Below are 18,978 nucleotides of genomic sequence, written 5' to 3'. Positions count from 1 at the left end.
TCAAAGGAAAAGGTGAGGATTGTCGTGGACGTCGTGTCGACGCTTTGCTTCCTTTGGTTTCCAGGGAAAGCAAGGCGTTTTTTGTTGTTTCTGGAAAGAAAATGTGAACGGTGTTTGCGATGGCCTACAGGGAGCGGACCGTTTGGCGTCGCGTCCCTGGTTGGCCGGCGAGAGGGGAGGAAACGGGCCGATGAACAAACCGGACAACAAGCGGGGACTGGTCCTGGTGTACACCGGGGACGGCAAAGGGAAGACGACGGCGGCACTCGGGCTGGCCGTACGGGCGACCGGGCGCGGCAAGCGCGTCTTGGTGGTTCAGTTTATCAAGTCGCCGGAGCGCACCTACGGGGAAAAGATCGTGTTTGACCGGCTGGGAATCGAGATGGTGCAGAAAGGCGTCGGCTTTACCTGGACCAAAACGCCCGAGGAGCACCGCGCCGCCCTGCGGGAAGCGTGGCGCTACGCCAAGGAGCAGGTAATGGGCGGCCAGTACGACGTGGTGATTCTCGACGAGCTGAACAACGCGCTGGCGATTGAGCGTTTTCCCGTGGCGGACGTGCTGCCGCTGGACGATGTGCTGGACACGATCAAGAACAGGCCGCGCCACGTGCATCTGGTGATTACGGGACGAGACGCGCGGCCGGAAATCACGGCGATCGCCGATCTGGTGACGGAGATGAAAGCGGTCAAGCACTACTATGACGAGGGCATCCCCGCCGTCCTGGGGGTGGAGTATTGATGACGGACGTGCTGGAGGTGTTCGGCCACGGCGGCGATCTGGTCACGGCGGCGGAGCGCTTCGGCGTGGAAGCCGGGCGATTTGTGGATTTCAGCGCCAACATCAACCCGCTGGGCCCCCCAGCCCGCGTGCTGGAAGGACTGCGGGAGGCGCTGCCCCAGGTGGTTCACTATCCCGATCCGGGGCACCGGTCGTTTCGCAGCGCCTTGGCGGCGAAGCTGAACCTGCCGGCGTCGTGGCTTCTGCCGACCAACGGGGCGGCCGAGGCGATGGCCTTGGTGATCTTCGCGCTGCAGCCAAAGACGGTCGGCATCGTCACGCCCTGCTTTTCCGAATATGCCCAACTTTCCAAGCAGTTCGGCGCCCGCGTGCTGGCGTGCCCGGGCCGGGAAGAACGCGGCTTCAAACCGGACGAGGCGGAACTGTACCGGCTGTTTGAACGGGCGGACCTCGTCTTTGTCGGTTCTCCCAACAACCCGACCGGCCTCTTGTATGAACCGGACGAACTGCTGCAGATGGCCGGCTGGACGGCCGAGACGGACACGCATCTGGTGGTCGACGAGGCGTTTCTCGACTTTGTCGCGGAAGAGCGGCAGTTTACGCTGGCCGACAGGCTTTCCCGGTTTCCGCGCGTGCTCGTGATGCGCTCGCTGACGAAGATGTTCGCCATCCCCGGGCTGCGCCTCGGCTACGCCGTCGCCGTTCCCGCGCTGATCGAACGGCTGCGGGGAAAGCAGGTGAGCTGGAGCGTCAACAGTCTGGCGCTTGCGGCCGGGGAGCTCTGTCTGGAGGAATCCGCCTACGCAGCGGATACCAGGCGGCTGATCGCCGAGGAGCGCTCCTATCTGTCCGGCGTCATCGGGAAGGAGTTGGGCTGGCGCGTCTGGCCGGGCGAGGCCAACTTTCTACTCGTGCGCTGTCCGGCTGGACTGACGGCGGCGGAACTGCAGGAGATGCTGGGCAGACGGGGCATCCTGATTCGCAGCTGCGCCATGTACCCCGGCTTGACGCCCGGCGATTTTCGCATCGCGGTCCGCACCCGGCAGGAAAACGACCGCCTGCTGGCGGCCTTGCGGGACGTGTGGAGCGAAAGGAGGGAGCGGCGCTGAGCCTGATCGTGGTGACCGGGGGCGTCCGCTCGGGAAAGAGCCGCTTCGCCGAAGAACTGGCCGCACAGACGGGAAGCCCCGTCTTGTACGTGGCCACCGGCCAGGTATGGGACGAGGAAATGAAGCAAAGGATTGAGCGGCACCGGGCGCGGCGACCCCGAGATTGGGGACTGGCCGAAACGAACGGCACCCTGTCCGCTGCCCTTCCCCAAATGGAGAGGTATCCGGTGGTGCTGCTGGACTGCCTGTCGACGTGGATCAGCACGCGGCTGATGAGCGTGCCGGAAGCGTCCTGGCGGGACGAAGCGATCTCGCGGGCGCTCATGGACGAGGCGGAGCAGTGGCTGGATGCCGCCTGCAGCGGCGGCCGGACCGTCATCGCCGTGACCAGCGAGGTGGGTCTGGGCGGCGTCGCGATGACCAAGCTGGGCCGTTGGTTTGCCGACGTGCTGGGCGACGTCAACCAGTTGGCCGCCAGACGGGCCGATACCGTCTACGCCGTCTTGGCCGGCATTCCCTGGAGGATTAAAGGATGAACGCGTTTTTTCATGCCCTGTCGTTTTTTACCCGCATCCCTGTTCCCTGGCTGCGCCCGTCAGAAGAAGCCTGGAAGAAGAGCGTCGCCTGGTACCCGGCTGTCGGGCTGGTGATCGGCTTCGTGCTGTGGGGGGCGCATCAGGCGGCCTTGTGGGCGTTTGCGCCGCTGACCGCTGCCGTATTGACGATGGCCTGCTGGGTCTACATCACCGGCGGGCTGCATCTGGACGGCTGGATGGATCTGGCGGACGGTCTGGGCAGCAGCCGGCCGCGGGAACAGATGCTGGCGATCATGAAAGACAGCCGGACCGGCGCGATGGGGGTGCTGGCGGCGATCGTGCTGCTTCTGGTCAAGACGGCGGCGCTGGCCGAGCTTGACCGGCCGGGTCTCAGCGCCTGTCTGTTCCTGGTGCCCGCCGCCGCCCGCACGCATGTGCTGCTGGCGATCCGCTGCTGGCCGTACGTCACCGGGGAAAAGGGCATCGGCAAAAGCGTCGGCGAGGCGCTCCGCCCCTGGCACATCGGTATCGGCTATCTGCTGGTGCTGGCGTTGGGCTGGTGGATCGCCGACGTCCGGGCGGTGACTGCCGTCGTGCTGTCGCTCGCGGCCAGCCTGCTGTTTGCCCGCTCCGTCGCCCGCAAGCTGGGCGGCTTGACCGGCGACTGCTACGGCGCCCTGATCGAGAGCGCCGAAGCCGTGATGCTGCTCATCCTGATTGGGAGCTGGTGGCCGTGAGATGGATGTGGGTGAGGCACGGACAGACGGAGGAGAACCGCGCCGGCCGCTACCTGGGACACAGCGATGTGCCGCTGAACGAGCACGGCTGCGCGCAGGCGGAGCAGGTGGCCCGGCTGCTCGCTTCGGAACGTCCGTCGGCGCTGTACACCAGCGATTTGCTCCGCTGCCGGCAAACGGCGGAACGGCTGGCAGCGGTCTGGGGACTGGAGCCCAGGGCCGTTCCCGCTCTGCGCGAGCTGTCGTTTGGCGCGTGGGAGCGGCTTACCTATGACGAGCTGATGGCCCGGGACGGCGAGCACGCCCGCCGCTGGTACGACAATCCGTTCGACTGCGCTCCGCCCGGCGGGGAGACCTTGGCCCAGTTGGGGGAGCGGGTGGATCGCTGGCTGATGCGGCTGACGAAGTCCGTCTCCATGGACGATACGGTCTGCCTGGTGACCCACGGCGGCGTCATCCGCTGGTTTCAGGCGGCCTGGGTGGAAAACGATCCCCGCCGCTACTGGCAGGTGGACGGCGTGGGCCACGGCGCCGTCCTCGTCGCCGAGTGGGACGGACGCCGCTGGACGGCGTCGCAGATTGAAGACAACCCTATTGAATCGAAGGAGAAGCATGTTTCCAGGCAGAGCGACTTGTGAGCCCTACCGAGCGGAGCAGCGATTTGCGGGAAAAAGGAGCGCCACCTTTGCATGGACTGCGCAGCGATACGGCTTTGGCGATCCCCCGCAAATCGATGCGGAGCGTGCAGCCAGTGCTTCCTTGCTGGGCGAGTACGGAGCGGATGCCGGAAACGTGCTTCTCCCCCCAGCAGTCACGTTGTCTACACTGGGACGCCGCTGGACGACGTCGGTGCGGCGCTAGGCAGGCGGGAGATGCGGGAGATTGGAGCTTGCCTGCCTCCCGTCCGGGAAAAAGAACGGAACTTCCGTGAGTGGAAACAAAGAGAGGGACGAGATGAACGAGGCATTGATATTGCTCGCGGCGTACTGGATAGACCGGGTGGTGGGCGATCCGCGCGGCCTGCCGCATCCGGTGGTCGGAATGGGCTGGTGCATCTTGCGGCTGGAGCGGCTGCTGCGCGCGCTGGTCAAGCGGGAAGAGCACCTGAAAGCGGCCGGCCTGCTGTTCCCGCTGTTGATCGCAGGCGGCAGCCTTGTTGTCACCTGGGCACTGCTGTACGCGGCGGGAAGGGTCCATCCCTGGCTGGCCGCCGCCCTGGAAGTCTGGCTGATTTCCGCCACGATTGCCACCAAAGGCTTGGCCGACGCCGGCATGGAAGTTTTTCATCACCTCCGGGCAGGTGATCGGGAGGCGGCGCGCCGGTCGCTCTCCATGGTCGTCGGCCGGGACACGGAGCGGCTGGACGAACCGGAGATTTGCCGGGGGGCGGTGGAGACGGTGGCGGAGAACATCGTCGACGCGATCATCTCTCCGCTGGTGTACGCAGCGCTGGGCGGCGCGCCGCTGGCGATGGCCTACCGGGCGGCCAATACCCTGGACTCGATGGTCGGCTACAAGAACGAGAAGTACCGCAATCTCGGCTGGGCGTCGGCGCGGTTTGACGACCTGCTCAACTTCCTGCCCGCCCGCCTGACCGCCCTGTTGCTCGTCGCCGCAAGCTGGCTGATGCGGCTGGACTGGCGCCAGTGCTGGGCGGTGATCCGGCGCGACGCCCGGCTGCACATGAGCCCCAACAGCGGACTGCCGGAAGCGGGCGTGGCGGGTGCGCTCGGCGTGCAGCTTGGCGGACTCAACTACTACCAGGGCGTGCCGTCCAACCGGGCCAAACTGGGCAATCCCCTCCGGCCGCTCCGCCCGGACGACATCGGCGCGGCGGTCCGGCTGATGAAGCTGGTGTCGGTCCTGGGGCTTGTCGTCTGCATGGCGGCGGCCTTCGGGATATCCGTGAGTACGGGCGAATAGGGACGCGTTATGGAAAGGAGGCTCCTCATGAGCGGAAAATTGTTTGTCATCGGCTTTGGGCCGGGCAGTTTCGACCACATCACCAAGCGGGCCCGGGAAGCGATCGAGGAAAGTGACGTGATCATCGGGTACACCACCTACGTGGACTTGATCCGCGGCCTCTTGACCGGTCAGGAGATCGTCAGCACCGGCATGACCGAAGAGGTGAGCCGGGCGCGGGAAGCCGTCCGGCAGGCGGAAGCGGGCAAAAAGGTGGCGGTGATCTCCAGCGGCGACGCGGGCGTGTACGGCATGGCCGGGCTGGTCTACGAAGTGCTGGTGGAACAGGGCTGGACGCGAGCGAACGGCGTGGAGGTGGAGGTGATCCCCGGCATCTCCGCGATCAACTCCTGCGGGGCCCTGCTGGGGGCGCCGATCATGCACGACGCCTGCACCATCAGCCTGAGTGACCACCTGACGCCGTGGGAACTGATCGCCAAGCGGATCGACGCGGCGGGGCAGGCCGATTTCGTCATCGCCCTGTACAACCCGCGCAGCGGACGGCGGACGCGTCAAATCGTGGAGGCGCAGCGTATCCTGCTCCAGTACCGCTCGCCCGACACCCCGGTCGGCATCGTCAAAAGCGCCTATCGGGAGCGGGAGCGGATCGAGCTGACCACGCTGGCCAACATGCTGGAGCACGACATCGGCATGCTGACGACGGTGATCATCGGCAACTCCTCCACCTTTGTCTACGACGGCCTGATGATTACACCGCGCGGCTATCAGCGCAAGTATACGCTGACGACAGACGAACAGGCGCTGAAGCCCCACCAGCGCCTGCGGGTGGAAAACGAGCCGTGGTCGCTGGAAGCGCAGGCGGGAAGCGGCGGCGTTCATGCAGCGCCATCCCCTGCCTCGGAGGAGTCCGCCGCGGCTGTCCTGGACGCGTCGACCGGACAGCGGGAGCAGCCTGACGCCGACAGGACGCCGTACGAGTGGGCGATGCAGGCGCTCGCCGCGCTTCATGCGGACAAAGGACCAGAGACGGCTGCTCTGCAGGCTGGCAGTCCCCCCAGCGGATTTGTGCCCGAATGGATTTTCGAGTGCGCGGTCAGCCCGGGAGTGGCAAACAAGAAGTTTACCCCCCAACAGATGCTCGCGCTGGCCGAGTTGGCGGGCGAAAAAGGGGAAATCGAATACACGCCGCATCACCAGATCATCTTGCGCGTCCCGACCGCCGATCCCGGCGCGGTGACCGAACGCCTGCGCCAACTGGGGTTGGTGCTGATGCCGACCGGTGACGTGGTGCAGGTGAAAGCGTGCGACTTCTGCGACGGGGAGAAAAAGGACGGGATCGCCTACGCGGAGGAGATTCACCAAAAGCTGGGCGGCCAGGAGATGCCCAAGGAGCTGAAGATCGGGTTCAACGGCTGCGGCATGGCCTGCTACGGCGCGGTCAAGGAAGACATCGGCATCGTCTTCCGCAAAGGAAAGTTTGACCTCTTCCTTGGAGCCAAAACGGTGGGGCGCAACGCCCATGCCGGCATACCGGTGGCGGAGGGCATCGCGCCGGAGGAAATCGTGCCGCTGATCGAGCGGATCGTGGCTCGTTACAAGCGGGACGCCTTCCCGAACGAACGGTTCCACAAGTTTTTCCAGCGCGTCGGCGAGATCGAGGGATTTGTCTGGCGGGAGCCGGCCGCGCCCAAGATTGAAAACGCCGTCTGCGGGGATTGAGCGCACCCGCCGGGCCGGAGCGGGCCCGCAAGCGAAAAAGGAGGACGAGACATGGACGCGGTGTTGTTTGTCGGCCACGGGAGCAAGGATCCCGAGGGCAACGAAGAGGTCAGGCAGTTTGTGGCCTCGCTGGCCCCGGAACTGGACGTTCCCATTATCGAGACGTGTTTTCTGGAGTTTGAACGGCCGGACGTGCTGCAGGGATTGGACGCCTGCGTGAAGCGAGGGGCGACCCGGGTGGCGGTCATCCCGATCATCCTGTTCTCCGCCGGCCACGCCAAGATTCACATTCCGGCGGCCATCGACGAGGCGAAGGAAAAGCATCCGCACGTGCAGTTTATCTACGGGCGGCCGATCGGCGTCCACGAACAGGTGCTGGACATTCTGGCGGCGCGCATGGCGGAAGCCGGCTTCGCCTCCGGTGCGGATGACGAAGACCTGGCCGTGCTGATCATCGGCCGGGGCAGCAGCGACCCGGACGCCAACAGCGACATCTACAAGATGTCCCGCCTGTTCTGGGAGCGGTGGAGGGCGAAATGGGTGGAGACGGCCTTCATGGGCGTCACCTTTCCCCTGTACGAAGAAGGGGTGGAGCGCTGTCTCAAGCTGGGGGCGCGCCATGTGGTGGTGCTGCCGTACTTTTTGTTTACCGGCGTGCTGATCAAACGGATGGCCGACCAACTGGAGCGGTTCCGCGCGCGTTACCCTGAAGCGCGCTTCACGCTGGCGGAATATTTCGGCTATCACCCGCTGCTGAAGGCCGTGCTGAAAGAGCGGGTGGAAGAGGCGCTGCACGGCGAAGTAAAGCTGAACTGCGACACCTGTCAGTACAGGCTGGCGGCGATGGAGCACATCGGCCATCACCACCATCATCACGACCACGATCATGGCCACGGGCATCATCACCACGGGCATCACCACGCACACGATCACAGCCACGATCACAGTCACGGCCACGATCACAGTCACGATCACAACCACGACCACCATCACGACCGCGTACGGCACGCGACGAAGTAGGAGGGACGAGCAATGATTCTCGTATTGGCCGGAACCAGCGACGCGCGGGAGTTGGCCCTGCGGATCAAGGCGGCGGGGTACGACCTTTTGACCACCGTCGTGACAGAGAACGCCGCCAAAAGCATGGAGGAAGCCGGTTTGCCGGTGCAGGTGGGCCGCCTGACCGCGGAGGACATCCGTCGATTGATCGAAGCCAAAGGCGTGCAGGCCGTGGTGGACGCAAGCCACCCCTACGCCGAGGAAGCGTCGAAAAACGCCATGGCCGGAGCCAGGGAAGCGGGCGTCCCCTACATCCGCTACGAGCGGGAAAGCATCGCTTCGCCCGGGCATGACAAGATCACCGTGGTGGAGGATTACGTCCAGGCGGCAGAAGTGGCGGCGCAAAAACGCGGGGTGATCATGCTGACGACCGGCAGCAAGACGCTGAAGATTTTCACCGACCGGCTGCTCGGCCTGCCGGACACGACGCTGGTCGCCCGGATGCTGCCGCGCGTGGACAACATGCAGAAGTGCGAGGAGCTGGGCATCGAGCAAAAAAACATCGTCGCCATGCAGGGGCCGTTTTCCAAGGAACTGAACAAGGCGCTCTACAGCCATTACGGCGTGACGCTGATGATTACCAAGGAGAGCGGCAGGGCGGGCGCGTTTGACGAAAAAGTGGAAGCGGCCCTGGAGATGGGCATCGAGACGATTGTGATCGCCCGGCCGCAGATCGAGTACGGCACCGCGTTTTCCGATTTTGACGGCGTCATCGGGCAGCTCCGGGAGTTGGCTGCCCCTGCCGTGGGGTGAACAGCCCCCGGGACCGCTCCCGCCGGGACGGACCCGCCGAGACGGGAACGAGAGCTGCCGCAAAGAAAGGGAGGAGCGCGACATGGACTTTCGCACGGAGTTTAAACCGCTGACGGTGCAGCCGCAGGAAATCGAGGACAAGAGCTTTCAGATCATCACGGAAGAACTGGGAGAGCATCCGTTTACCGAGGAGCAGTTCCCGGTGGTGCAGCGCGTGATTCACGCCTCGGCCGACTTTGAGCTGGGGCGCAGCCTGGTCTTTCACCCGGACGCCGTCCGCGCGGGCATCGAAGCCATCCGCAGCGGCAAAATCGTCGTGGCCGACGTGCAGATGGTGCAGGTGGGCATCAGCAAGAACCGGATCGAAAAGTTCGGCGGCGAGGTGAAAGTGTACATCTCCGACAAGGACGTCATGGAAGAGGCGAAGCGGCTCAACACGACGCGGGCGATCATCTCCATGCGCAAGGCGGTCAAGGAGGCGGAGGGCGGCATTTTCGCCATCGGCAACGCGCCGACCGCGCTGTTGGAGCTGATCCGCCTGGTGAAGGAAGGAGAGGCCAAACCGGGCTTGATCATCGGCATGCCGGTCGGTTTCGTCTCCGCCGCCGAGTCCAAGGAAGAGCTGGCCAAGCTGGACGTGCCGTTCATCACCAACATCGGGCGCAAGGGCGGCAGTCCGGTCACCGTGGCGGCCGTCAACGCACTCTCGCTGATGGCGGAACGGCTGGGATAGGTCATGGCGGCAAAAGCGGCAACGGACGAAAAGGAAGCGAAACCGCTCCGCCACGGCTACACCACGGGTGCGTGCGCCGCGGCGGCGACCAAGGCGGCCCTCACCGCCCTGATCACCCAGGAGCGGCAGACGCAGTCCACCATTCCCCTGCCGGCCGGCATGGACGTGACGTTTCAACTGGAGCGATGCGAGTGGACGGCCGACGAGGCGACGGCGGGCATCATCAAGGACGGCGGAGACGACCCCGATGCCACCCACGGCGCCTTGATCCTCAGCACGGTCACCTGGCGGGACGAGCCGGGCATGGAGCTGGACGGCGGTGTTGGCGTGGGCCGGGTGACCAAACCGGGCCTGCCGGTGCCGATCGGCGAGGCGGCGATCAACCCCGTCCCCCGGAAAATGATCCGGGAGGCGGTCCAGTCCGTGCTGGAGCAGTACGGCGTGGAACGGGGCGTGCGCGTGGTCATTTCCGTGCCCGACGGAGAGGAGATCGCGAAAAAGACGCTGAACGGGCGGCTCGGCATCATCGGCGGCATTTCCATTCTCGGCACGCGCGGCATCGTCGTCCCCTTTTCCACCGCCGCCTACAAGGCCAGCATCGCCCAGGCGATCAATGTGGCCCGCGAGGCGGGATGCGAGCACATCGTGCTGTCCACCGGCGGAAAAAGCGAGCAGTTCGGCATGCAGCTGTACCCCGAACTGCCGGAGGAAGCGTTCGTCGAGATGGGGGATTTCGTCGGGTTTTCCCTGCAGCAGTGCAAGCGAAAGCAGATGAAAAAGGTGACCCTGGTCGGGATGATGGGCAAGTTTTCCAAAGTGGCCCAAGGCGTGATGATGGTTCACTCCAAAAGCGCGCCGGTCGATTTCGGCTTTCTCGCCGGGCTCGCGGCCGAGGCGGGGGCGCCCGACGAGCTGGTGCAGCAGGCGAAGGAAGCCAACACCGCGGCCCAGGTGGGCGACATGATGGCGGACTACCCCGCCTTTTTTGCCAAGCTGTGCGAAAGCTGCTGCCGCGCCGGCCTGAAGGAAGCGGGCGGCGGCATGGAAATCGAGACCGTGCTGATTACGATGAAAGGGTCCCTGTTGGGAAGGGTGACAGTGAATGACACAGGCGATTAAGGTGATCGGAATCGGGGACGACGGGCAGCAGAGCCTGCTGCCGTTGTACCGCACATGGATCATGGAGAGCGAACTGCTGGTCGGCGGAGAGCGGCACCTCTCCTTTTTTCCCGAGTACGCGGGCGAAAAGCTGGTGCTGAAGGGAGGCCTTTCGGCGCTGGCGGACCGGCTGCGCGAGGAGAAGCGGAAAACGGTGATCCTCGCCTCGGGCGATCCGCTGTTTTACGGCGTCGGCAGCCTGCTGGCAAAAAAGCTGAACGTGGAAATATACCCGCACCTCAGCTCGATTCAGCTCGCCTTTGCCAAGACGGGCGAGTCGTGGCAGGACGCCTACTTCGCCAGCGTGCACGGGCGCAGCATGAAGGGGCTGGCGCAGCGGATCGACGGCCGGGAAAAAGTGGCCCTTTTGACCGATCGCGAGAACAATCCCGCCGCCATCGCCCGCTACCTGCTCGCGTTCGGCATGACCGAGTACGACGCGTTTGTGGGCGAAAACCTGGGCAGTCCGGAAGAGCGGACCGGCTGGTACACGCTGGAGGAGATGGCGGACGGCGCCTTTTCCGACCTGAACGTGGTGATCCTGCGCAAGCGGCGGGAGAGCCCCGTCTGGCCGCTCGGCATCGCCGACGAGGAGTTTTCCCAGCGCAAGCCGGACAAAGGGCTGATCACGAAAAAGGAAGTGCGCGTTCTCAGCCTGGCCCAGATGCAGCTTCACGCCAAAAGCGTCGTCTGGGACATCGGCACCTGCACCGGTTCGGTGGCGATTGAAGCGGCGCGCATCGCCCGGGAAGGCGAGGTGTACGCGGTGGAAAAGAACGCGGACGATCTGGAAAACTGCCGCCGGAACATGGCCAAGTTCCGCACCGACTTCACCGTCGTGCACGCCAGGGCGCCGGAGGGACTGGACCAGTTTCCCGACCCGGACGCGGTCTTTATCGGCGGCAGCGGCGGCGAACTGCGGGAGCTTTTGCACGTCTGCTGCAGCCGCTTGAAGCCAAACGGCCGGATCGTCGTCAACGCGGCCACGATCGAGACGCTGTACGCGGCGACGCAGGCGTTTGCGGAGGAACGCTTTGAGACCTCGGTGACGCTGGCGCAGCTGTCGCGCAGCAAGCCGATCCTGAACATGACCCGGTTTGAAGGGCTTAACCCCGTCTACATCATCACCGCCTGGGCCAAGCAGGAGGAGAAAGAGAGAGGAGGAGACAGCGCGTGAGCAGGATTGGAACCCTGTACGGCATCGGCGTCGGCCCCGGCGATCCGGAGCTGATCACGGTCAAGGCATTTCGCCTGCTGCAGCAGTCGCCGGTGGTCGCCTACCCGAAAAAGCGGATGGGCAGCAAAAGCTACGCCCACCAGATCGCCGAGCTGTACGTCAAGCCTTCGGAAGGCAAGGAGATGCTCGGACTGGTCTTTCCCATGACCAAGGACAAGGAAGTGCTGGAGCAGGAGTGGGCCAACACGGTGGAGCTCGTCTGGGAGCGTCTGCGCCAAGGCAAGGACGTCGCCTTTGTCACCGAGGGCGATCCGCTGTTTTACAGCACCTTTATTCACATGATGCGGGTGATGCAGGCGGCGCATCCCGAGGTGCCGATTGTCTCCGTGCCGGGCGTCTCTTCGTTTCTCGGCGCCGCCTCCCGCCTCGGCCTGCCGCTTGCGGACGGCGACGAGCAGATCGGCATCATTCCGGCCACGGACGACCGGGAGGCGATGAGACAGGCGCTGCTTTCGCACGACTGCGTCGTCTTTTTGAAGGTGGCCAAGGTGCTGCCGATGATCATCGGGCTATTGCGCGAGCTGGACCTCGTCGACAAGGCGGCCGTCGCCACGAAAGTAACCTCCGCCGAAGAGTTGGTGTGGACAGACGTCCGGGAGCTGGAGCGGGCGGAGCTCGGCTACCTCACGCTGATGGTGGTGAAAAAGAGATGAAACTGTACATCGTGGGAGCGGGTCCGGGCGACCCGGATCTGATTACGGTGAAAGGGCTGAAACTGCTGCAGCAGGCGGACGTCGTCCTCTACACCGACTCGCTCGTCAGCGACGAACTGGCGGCCAAGGCCAAGCCGGGCGCGGAAGTCCTGCAAAGTTCCGGCATGGCGCTGGAAGAGATGGTGGAGCTGATGGTCGACCGCGTCCGCCAGGGGAAGACAGTGGTCCGGCTGCACACCGGCGACCCGTCCGTCTACGGGGCGACGATGGAGCAGATCGCCCTCTTGAAACGAGCGGGCATAGACGTGGAGATCGTGCCGGGCGTCAGCTCCGTCTTTGCCGCGGCGGCGGCGCTGGGGGCGGAATTGACCATCCCCGAGCTGACGCAGACGCTGATCCTCACCCGGGCGGAGGGGCGCACCCCGGTGCCGGAGCGGGAAAAGCTGCGCGCGCTGGCGGAGCATCACTGCACGATCGCCCTCTTTTTGAGCGCCACCCTGACGAAAAAAGTGGTCCGCGAGCTGACGGAAGCGGGATGGAGCGAAGATACGCCGGTGGCGGTGGTGCAGCGGGCGAGCTGGCCGGATCAGGTGATCGTCCGCACCACGCTGAAACATCTGGACGAAGAGATGGGCAAGCACGGCATCCGCTCGCACGCGATGATTCTGGCCGGCTGGGCGCTTGACCCGGCCATTCACGAAAAGAGCGGGCAGCACCGCTCCAAGCTGTACGACAAAACCTTTACCCACGGGTACAGAAAAGGTGTGACAGAGGGATGATCATCGAACTGACGGAAGGGGAGATTCCCGTCATCGAGCAGCGGGGCGACTACGCGATCATCGCCATCACCAAGCACGGTGTGGAGATGGCGCGCCGGCTGCACGAGTCGTTTCCGGGGACCGATCTTTACTACATGAGCAAGTTTGCCAGGGGCGACGAGGGGGCAAAGGGCATCCAGCTCTTTTCCGGCAGCGTCCGCCTGCTGTTTCCCGCGCTCTGGCCGGCCTACAAGGGACTGATCGTGATCATCTCGCTCGGCGCCGTCGTGCGGATGATCGCGCCGCTGTTGGAGGACAAAAAGACCGATCCCGGCGTGGTGGTGATCGACGACAAGGGGGAACATGTGATCAGCGTGCTGTCCGGCCACCTCGGCGGCGCCAACGAACTGGCGCGGGAAGTGGCAGCGGTGATGGGGGCACGGCCGGTGATCACGACCGCCTCCGACGTGCAGAAGACGATTCCCGTCGACCTGTTTGGCCGCCGTTTCGGCTGGGAGTGGGAGTCGGCGGACAAACTGACCCCGGTCAGCGCCTCCGTGGTCAATGAGGAACGCGTCGCCGTGGTGCAGGAGTCGGGGGAGCGCCACTGGTGGATGCACGACACGCCGATACCCCCCAACATTCGGGTGTACGCGTCCATTCCGGCCGCTTTGGCCGACCGGCCGCAGGCGGCGCTGGTGGTGACGCACCGCCTGCTGACCCGCGAGGAAGAAGCGATTTTGGACAACGGGGTCCTGTACCGGCCCAAGGTGATCGTGCTCGGCATCGGCTGCAACCGCGGCACGTCGGCGGAAGAGATCGAAGCGGTGATCCAGGAAACGCTGGAGGAGCTGCAATTCTCTATCAAGAGCGTCAAGGCGGTGGCCACGATCGATTTGAAAAAGGATGAAGTCGGTCTGATCGCCGTGTGTGAAAAATACGGATGGCCGTTTGTCTGGTATGCCCCGGATGAGCTGAACCGCGTGCCAATGGAGGAGCCGTCGGACACGGTGTTCAAGTACACCGGCGCGTACGGGGTGAGCGAACCGGCGGCCAAGCTGTACGCGGGCGTCGACAAGCTGGTGCTGACCAAGAAAAAATCGGGCAACGTCACCATCTCCGTGGGACTGATGCCGTACGGCGGGGAGGGACGCCCATGAGCGCGAACGACCGCCGGATCGTGATCGCCGGAACGGGCAGCGGCGCCGGCAAGACGACCGTCACCATCGGCCTGATGGCGGCCCTGAAGCGAAAAGGGTACGCCGTCCAGGGGTTCAAGTGCGGCCCGGATTACATCGACCCGACCTACCACACGGCGGTGACGGGACGGGTGTCGCGCAACCTGGACAGTTGGATGCTGCCGCACGACACCGTCCGGGAGATCTTTGCCCGGGGCTCGGAGGGGGCGGACATCGCCGTGATCGAGGGCGTGATGGGCATGTACGACGGCAAGGAGCCGACCAGCGACCGGGGCAGCACGGCGGAGATCAGCCTGCTGACGGCTTCGCCCGTGCTGCTGGTGGTCAACTGCCAGAGCATGGCCCGCAGCGCGGCGGCCATCGTCAAGGGCTTTCAAATGCTCAACCCGCAGGTGAAGATCGTCGGAGTGGTCGCCAACAAAGCGGGCAGCGAGGGGCACTACCAAATCGTCAAGGCTGCCGTCGAGCAGGAGTGCGGAGTGCCGGTGGTGGGCTACCTCAAGCGGGAGGCCGACCTGGAAATTCCGGAGCGCCATCTCGGCCTGGTGCCGTCGGTGGAGCGGGGGGAACTGCAGCCGCTGTTTGACCGCCTGGCCGAACGGGTGGCGGAGACGGTGGATGTGGACCGGGTCTGGGAGCTGGCGCAGGCGGAGCCGTTTCATGTGGAGCGGAAGCTGTTTGCTCCCGTCTCCGCCGTCCCCGGGGAGAAACGGGTGAAGATCGCCGTCGCCAAGGACGCGGCGTTCCACTTCTACTATCCGGAAAACCTGGAGCTGTTGGAGGCAAACGGGGCGGAACTGCTCTTTTTCTCCCCGCTGGCCGGCGAGCCCGTTCCGCAGGAGGCGGACGGCCTTTACATCGGCGGCGGGTTTCCCGAGGAGTTCGCTGCCGAGCTGTCGCGCAACCGGACGGTGCTGGAGTCGTTCCGCCGGGCGGTGCGGGCCGGACTGCCGACGCTGGCGGAGTGCGGCGGATTCATGTACCTGACCGACGCGATCGTGACGACGGACGGACGCACCTACCCGATGGCCGGTATCATCCCCGGCACGGTGACGATGCAGAAGCGGCTGGCCGCGCTCGGCTACCGGGAGGTGCGGGGGACGGCGGAAAACTTCCTGATCGGCCCGGACGAACAGGCCCACGGGCACGAGTTTCACTACTCCACGTTTGCGGCTGACCTCAAGCTGCCGCACGCGTACGAGACAAAGGGGCTGCGCGGCACGAAACCGGAGGGGTACGCCCGCGACAATCTGGTAGCCGGCTACACCCATCTGCACTTCGCTTCCAACCCCGCCCTGCCCAAGCGCTGGGTGGAGCAGTGCCTGGAGGTGAAGGCGCGTGGCTAAGGCGCTGCCGCTGATGATTCAGGGAACCAGCTCCGACGCGGGCAAAAGCGTGCTGGCGACGGCCTTTTGCCGCATCTTTGCCCAGGACGGCTACAAGACGGCTCCCTTCAAATCGCAAAACATGGCGCTCAACTCCTACGTCACCCTGGACGGCAAGGAAATCGGACGGGCGCAGGGCGTGCAGGCGGAGGCGGCCGGCGTCATCGCCACCACCGACATGAACCCGATCCTGATCAAGCCGACGCGGGACGCGGAGTCGCAGATCGTGGTAAACGGCGAACCGTACGCCAACATGAAGGCGCTCGCCTACCGCAGCGATTTTTTCGAGGAGGGACTGCGCGTGATCCGGGAAGCGTACGGCCGGCTGGCCGCTGCGTACGAGCGGATCGTGATCGAAGGGGCGGGGAGTCCGGCCGAGGTCAACCTGAACGATCGGGAATTGGTCAACATGCGGGTGGCTCGCCTCGCCAACGCGCCGGTCATCCTGGTGGCCGACATCGAACGGGGCGGCGTCTTCGCCAGCCTGGTGGGCACGCTGCAATTGCTGGAGCCGCAGGACCGGGAGCGGGTGATCGGCGTGATCATCAACCGGTTCCGCGGCGATTTGTCCCTGCTCAAGCCGGGGCTGGACTGGTTTGAACAGTACACGGGCAAACCGGTGCTGGGCGTCGTTCCGTTCATTCCCGACCTGTGGATCGACGCGGAGGATTCGCTCATCCTGCACCGCTACCAGGGGCAAACGGAAACGGCACGGGAGATCGATGTCGCGGTGATCCGCTATCCGCGCATTTCCAACTTTACCGACGCCGATCCGTTTTTCGTCGAGCCGGACTGCACCGTTCGCTATGTCACCCGGCCGGAAGAGCTGGGGCAGCCCGATCTGATTCTGCTCCCCGGCAGCAAAAACACGCTGGAAGACCTCTTGTTCCTGCGGGAGACGGGGCTGGAACGGGAGATTCTCTCGCTGCACGCGGCGGGCCGCTCGTTTCTGGTCGGCCTGTGCGGCGGCTATCAGATGCTGGGGCGGACGGTCAGCGACCCGGACGGTGTGGAGTCGCCCCGCCAATCGGTGGCGGGCATGGGATTGATCCCGATGACGACCACGCTGGAGCGGCGCAAAACCACCGTCCTGTGCAGCGGCGAGGCGTCGTTCGCGGGCAGGCGGATTCGGCTGGAGGGGTACGAGATCCACATGGGCCGTTCCGTATTTGCCGACGGGGTCTCCCCGTTCATCCGGCTCGCCGATCGCGTGGACGGCTTCTGCGATCCCGAGCGGCGGGTGCTCGGCACGTATGTTCACGGGCTGTTTCACAACGATGAATTCCGCTGGCTGCTGCTCGACGAGCTGCGCGCACGGAAGGGGCTGGCGCCGCTTGGCGAACGGCCGTCGTTTGTCGCGCTGCGGGAGCGGGGATTTGACCTGCTGGCCGACTGCGTCAGGCGCCACGTGCGGCTGGATCTGATCGAGGAGCGGATGAGAGCGTTTCAGGAAAATGGGGTGGGAAGATGAAAACCGAATGGACACAACCGTATGTAAAGATTGAGCCGCTGAACGAAGCGGCGGCGGCTGAGGCCAGACGCCGCGTGGATCAGCTGACCAAGCCGCTGGGCAGCCTGGGCCGGCTGGAGGAGCTGGCTGTCCGGCTGGCGGCGATGACGGGCAGCGCGCTTCCTTCCGTAACGCCGCCCGGCGTGCTTGTCTTTGCCGCCGACCACGGCGTGACGGCCGAGGGGGTCTCCGCCTACCCGCAGGAAGTGACCGCCCAGATGGTGGCCAACTTCGCGGCCGGGGGCGCGGCGATCAACGTCTTTTCCCGCCAGATCGGAGCCCTGCTGCACGTGGTGGACGTGGGCGTGGCCGTCGAGGTGGAGGCGCCCGGCGTGTGGCGGAAAAAAATCAGGCCGGGCACCGGCAACCTGCTGCGGGAGGAGGCCATGACGCCGGAAGAGGCGGAGCGCGCCGTACAGGTCGGCCTGGAGTGCGCCGGGGCGATCGCCGACGAGGGCGCGAAGCTTTTGATCATCGGCGAGATGGGCATCGGCAACACGACGGCCAGCAGCGCCCTGCTGGCGGCGCTGACCGGGGCGGAGCCGGATGAGCTGGTCGGCCGCGGGACGGGCGTCGGCGACGCGGCGTGGGAGCGGAAAAAAGCGGTCGTCAAACAGGCGCTCGCCCGGCATCGTCCGGACCCGGCCCGGCCGTTGGAGGCGCTGGCCAAAGTGGGCGGCCTGGAAATCGGCGCGATGGCGGGAGCCGTGCTCGGTGCCGCGGCGCGGCGCATCCCCGTGCTGGTGGACGGCTTCATCTCCACGGTGGCGGCACTGCTGGCCGTCCGCCTCTGTCCGGGAGCGGCCGACTACCTGATCGCCGGCCACCGCTCCCAGGAGCCGGGCCATCTCCATGCGCTTCGGGCGCTGGGCAAAGAGCCGCTGATCGATCTCGGCCTCAGGCTCGGCGAAGGCAGCGGGGCGGCGGTGGCGTTTCCGATCGTGGAGGCGGCCACCCGGATGATTCGGGAGATGGCGACATTTGAGTCGGCAGGGGTGAGCAGCCGATGACGCAGCGCGGCAAGGTATACCTTGTCGGGGCGGGGCCGGGCGATCCCAAGCTGATCACCGTCAAAGGGCTGGAGTGCCTGCGCGAGGCGGACGTCGTCATCTACGACCGCCTGGCCAATCCGACGCTGCTGGAGCACGTCCGGGATGACGCGGAGCGCATCTACTGCGGCAAACTGCCGGACAACCACACGATGCGGCAGGAGGCGATCAACGCGCTTCTGGCGGAAAAAGCGCTGGAGGGCAAAACGGTCGTCCGGCTCAAGGGCGGAGACCCGTGCGTGTTTGGCCGGGCCGGTGAAGAAGCCGAGCATCTGGCCCAAAGAGGCGTCCCGTTTGAGATCGTTCCCGGCGTCACGGCCGGCATCGCCGCTCCTGCCTATGCCGGCATCCCCGTCACGCATCGGGAGCACGGCTCTTCCTTTGCCGTGGTGACCGGGCACTTGAGCGGCGGCAAATCGGGAGAGGACGCGGAAAAGTGGCGGGGGCTGGCACGCGGCGTGGACACGGTCGCCTTTTACATGGGGATCGCCAATCTGCCGCTGATTTGTGCCCGGCTCCTGGAACATGGCCGCCGGCCGGATACGCCCGTCGCCGTGATCGCCAGGGGAACGCTGCCGGAGCAGGCGACGGTGACCGGGACGCTGGCCACCATCGAGGAAACGGTCCAGCGCCACCCCGGCATCTCCAACCCCGCGATCATTCTGGTCGGCGACGTGGTACAATTGCGGGAGAAGATCAAGTGGTTCGAGGAGTGAGGCAG

At 65.3% G+C, this 18,978-nt stretch carries 19 protein-coding genes; all 19 read left to right on the top strand.

Annotated elements, in window-relative coordinates; translation table 11 throughout:
• The first annotated feature begins 190 nt into the window (after positions 1-190).
• The 19 genes from cobO (at position 191) to cobA (ending at position 18,973) form a co-directional block, all read left to right on the top strand.
• Entirely contained in the window at positions 191-739 is a 549-nt protein-coding gene (gene cobO / locus A6764_RS18770; protein WP_029097848.1) for a cob(I)yrinic acid a,c-diamide adenosyltransferase, read from the top strand.
• Positions 739-1,848 carry a threonine-phosphate decarboxylase CobD gene (gene cobD, locus A6764_RS18765; protein ID WP_065067878.1) on the top strand — a complete coding sequence of 370 codons (1,110 nt, stop codon included), beginning with the start codon at positions 739-741 and terminating at the stop codon, positions 1,846-1,848. Before cobO ends, cobD begins: the two co-directional genes overlap by 1 nt.
• Positions 1,821-2,384 carry a bifunctional adenosylcobinamide kinase/adenosylcobinamide-phosphate guanylyltransferase gene (cobU, locus tag A6764_RS18760; RefSeq protein ID WP_255309749.1) on the top strand — a complete coding sequence of 188 codons (564 nt, stop codon included), beginning with the start codon at positions 1,821-1,823 and terminating at the stop codon, positions 2,382-2,384. Before cobD ends, cobU begins: the two co-directional genes overlap by 28 nt.
• Entirely contained in the window at positions 2,381-3,121 is a 741-nt protein-coding gene (gene cobS / locus A6764_RS18755) for an adenosylcobinamide-GDP ribazoletransferase (protein ID WP_264622326.1), read from the top strand. The genes cobU and cobS overlap by 4 nt, the downstream gene beginning before the upstream one ends.
• A gap of 5 nt (positions 3,122-3,126) precedes the next feature.
• Positions 3,127-3,759, top strand: a complete 633-nt coding sequence (locus tag A6764_RS18750; protein WP_264622509.1) for a histidine phosphatase family protein — start codon at positions 3,127-3,129, stop codon at positions 3,757-3,759.
• 316 nt (positions 3,760-4,075) lie between these two features.
• Positions 4,076-5,044: an adenosylcobinamide-phosphate synthase CbiB gene (gene cbiB / locus A6764_RS18745; RefSeq protein WP_065067880.1), complete on the top strand. Its 969-nt coding sequence runs from the start codon at positions 4,076-4,078 to the stop codon at positions 5,042-5,044.
• 27 nt (positions 5,045-5,071) lie between these two features.
• Positions 5,072-6,763: a precorrin-3B C(17)-methyltransferase gene (gene cobJ, locus A6764_RS18740; protein ID WP_035300782.1), complete on the top strand. Its 1,692-nt coding sequence runs from the start codon at positions 5,072-5,074 to the stop codon at positions 6,761-6,763.
• 51 nt (positions 6,764-6,814) lie between these two features.
• Positions 6,815-7,783, top strand: coding sequence for a sirohydrochlorin chelatase (locus tag A6764_RS18735; RefSeq protein WP_065067882.1), 969 nt, complete (start codon positions 6,815-6,817; stop codon positions 7,781-7,783).
• A gap of 12 nt (positions 7,784-7,795) precedes the next feature.
• Positions 7,796-8,575: a precorrin-6A reductase gene (gene cobK, locus A6764_RS18730; RefSeq protein ID WP_065067883.1), complete on the top strand. Its 780-nt coding sequence runs from the start codon at positions 7,796-7,798 to the stop codon at positions 8,573-8,575.
• 82 nt (positions 8,576-8,657) lie between these two features.
• Positions 8,658-9,308 (top strand): precorrin-8X methylmutase, encoded by a 651-nt coding sequence (locus A6764_RS18725; protein WP_029097839.1) that lies wholly within the window; start codon positions 8,658-8,660, stop codon positions 9,306-9,308.
• Between the two features lie 3 nt (positions 9,309-9,311).
• Positions 9,312-10,427 carry a cobalt-precorrin-5B (C(1))-methyltransferase gene (locus A6764_RS18720; RefSeq protein WP_065067884.1) on the top strand — a complete coding sequence of 372 codons (1,116 nt, stop codon included), beginning with the start codon at positions 9,312-9,314 and terminating at the stop codon, positions 10,425-10,427.
• Positions 10,411-11,643: a bifunctional cobalt-precorrin-7 (C(5))-methyltransferase/cobalt-precorrin-6B (C(15))-methyltransferase gene (locus A6764_RS18715; RefSeq protein WP_065067885.1), complete on the top strand. Its 1,233-nt coding sequence runs from the start codon at positions 10,411-10,413 to the stop codon at positions 11,641-11,643. Before A6764_RS18720 ends, A6764_RS18715 begins: the two co-directional genes overlap by 17 nt.
• A complete protein-coding gene (gene cobI, locus A6764_RS18710) occupies positions 11,640-12,356 on the top strand; it encodes a precorrin-2 C(20)-methyltransferase (protein ID WP_065067886.1) in 717 nt (238 codons plus the stop codon). Before A6764_RS18715 ends, cobI begins: the two co-directional genes overlap by 4 nt.
• Positions 12,353-13,135, top strand: coding sequence for a precorrin-4 C(11)-methyltransferase (gene cobM, locus A6764_RS18705; RefSeq protein WP_035300771.1), 783 nt, complete (start codon positions 12,353-12,355; stop codon positions 13,133-13,135). The genes cobI and cobM overlap by 4 nt, the downstream gene beginning before the upstream one ends.
• A complete protein-coding gene (locus A6764_RS18700) occupies positions 13,132-14,274 on the top strand; it encodes a cobalt-precorrin 5A hydrolase (RefSeq protein ID WP_264622325.1) in 1,143 nt (380 codons plus the stop codon). Before cobM ends, A6764_RS18700 begins: the two co-directional genes overlap by 4 nt.
• The gene (locus tag A6764_RS18695) at positions 14,271-15,659 is read left to right on the top strand and encodes a cobyrinic acid a,c-diamide synthase CobB (protein ID WP_065067887.1); all 1,389 of its coding nucleotides are present in this window, start codon (positions 14,271-14,273) and stop codon (positions 15,657-15,659) included. Before A6764_RS18700 ends, A6764_RS18695 begins: the two co-directional genes overlap by 4 nt.
• Complete coding sequence (locus tag A6764_RS18690) at positions 15,652-17,169, top strand: cobyric acid synthase (RefSeq protein WP_065067888.1); 1,518 nt, start codon at positions 15,652-15,654, stop codon at positions 17,167-17,169. The genes A6764_RS18695 and A6764_RS18690 overlap by 8 nt, the downstream gene beginning before the upstream one ends.
• On the top strand, positions 17,166-18,218 hold the full coding sequence (cobT, locus tag A6764_RS18685; protein ID WP_264622324.1) for a nicotinate-nucleotide--dimethylbenzimidazole phosphoribosyltransferase: 1,053 nt from the start codon (positions 17,166-17,168) through the stop codon (positions 18,216-18,218). The genes A6764_RS18690 and cobT overlap by 4 nt, the downstream gene beginning before the upstream one ends.
• Positions 18,215-18,973 (top strand): uroporphyrinogen-III C-methyltransferase, encoded by a 759-nt coding sequence (gene cobA, locus A6764_RS18680; protein ID WP_065067889.1) that lies wholly within the window; start codon positions 18,215-18,217, stop codon positions 18,971-18,973. The genes cobT and cobA overlap by 4 nt, the downstream gene beginning before the upstream one ends.
• Positions 18,974-18,978 lie beyond the last annotated feature (5 nt).

This window comes from Brevibacillus sp. WF146 (genome assembly GCF_001673705.2).
GTDB classification, from domain to species: domain Bacteria; phylum Bacillota; class Bacilli; order Brevibacillales; family Brevibacillaceae; genus Brevibacillus; species Brevibacillus thermoruber.
The sequence above is the reverse complement of the archived record's forward strand: the minus strand, read 5'-3'. Positions and strand labels throughout refer to the sequence as shown.

Bases quoted from the DNA above. Each gene is read 5' to 3' on its own strand.
- cobO (WP_029097848.1), top strand. From the start codon at position 191: ATGAACAAACCGGACAACAAGCGGGGACTGGTCCTGGTGTACACCGGG.
- cobD (WP_065067878.1), top strand. From the start codon at position 739: ATGACGGACGTGCTGGAGGTGTTCGGCCACGGCGGCGATCTGGTCACG.
- cobS (WP_264622326.1), top strand. From the start codon at position 2,381: ATGAACGCGTTTTTTCATGCCCTGTCGTTTTTTACCCGCATCCCTGTT.
- A6764_RS18750 (WP_264622509.1), top strand. From the start codon at position 3,127: ATGTGGGTGAGGCACGGACAGACGGAGGAGAACCGCGCCGGCCGCTAC.
- cbiB (WP_065067880.1), top strand. From the start codon at position 4,076: ATGAACGAGGCATTGATATTGCTCGCGGCGTACTGGATAGACCGGGTG.
- cobJ (WP_035300782.1), top strand. From the start codon at position 5,072: ATGAGCGGAAAATTGTTTGTCATCGGCTTTGGGCCGGGCAGTTTCGAC.
- A6764_RS18735 (WP_065067882.1), top strand. From the start codon at position 6,815: ATGGACGCGGTGTTGTTTGTCGGCCACGGGAGCAAGGATCCCGAGGGC.
- cobK (WP_065067883.1), top strand. From the start codon at position 7,796: ATGATTCTCGTATTGGCCGGAACCAGCGACGCGCGGGAGTTGGCCCTG.
- A6764_RS18725 (WP_029097839.1), top strand. From the start codon at position 8,658: ATGGACTTTCGCACGGAGTTTAAACCGCTGACGGTGCAGCCGCAGGAA.
- A6764_RS18720 (WP_065067884.1), top strand. From the start codon at position 9,312: ATGGCGGCAAAAGCGGCAACGGACGAAAAGGAAGCGAAACCGCTCCGC.
- A6764_RS18715 (WP_065067885.1), top strand. From the start codon at position 10,411: ATGACACAGGCGATTAAGGTGATCGGAATCGGGGACGACGGGCAGCAG.
- cobM (WP_035300771.1), top strand. From the start codon at position 12,353: ATGAAACTGTACATCGTGGGAGCGGGTCCGGGCGACCCGGATCTGATT.
- A6764_RS18700 (WP_264622325.1), top strand. From the start codon at position 13,132: ATGATCATCGAACTGACGGAAGGGGAGATTCCCGTCATCGAGCAGCGG.
- A6764_RS18695 (WP_065067887.1), top strand. From the start codon at position 14,271: ATGAGCGCGAACGACCGCCGGATCGTGATCGCCGGAACGGGCAGCGGC.
- cobT (WP_264622324.1), top strand. From the start codon at position 17,166: ATGAAAACCGAATGGACACAACCGTATGTAAAGATTGAGCCGCTGAAC.
- cobA (WP_065067889.1), top strand. From the start codon at position 18,215: ATGACGCAGCGCGGCAAGGTATACCTTGTCGGGGCGGGGCCGGGCGAT.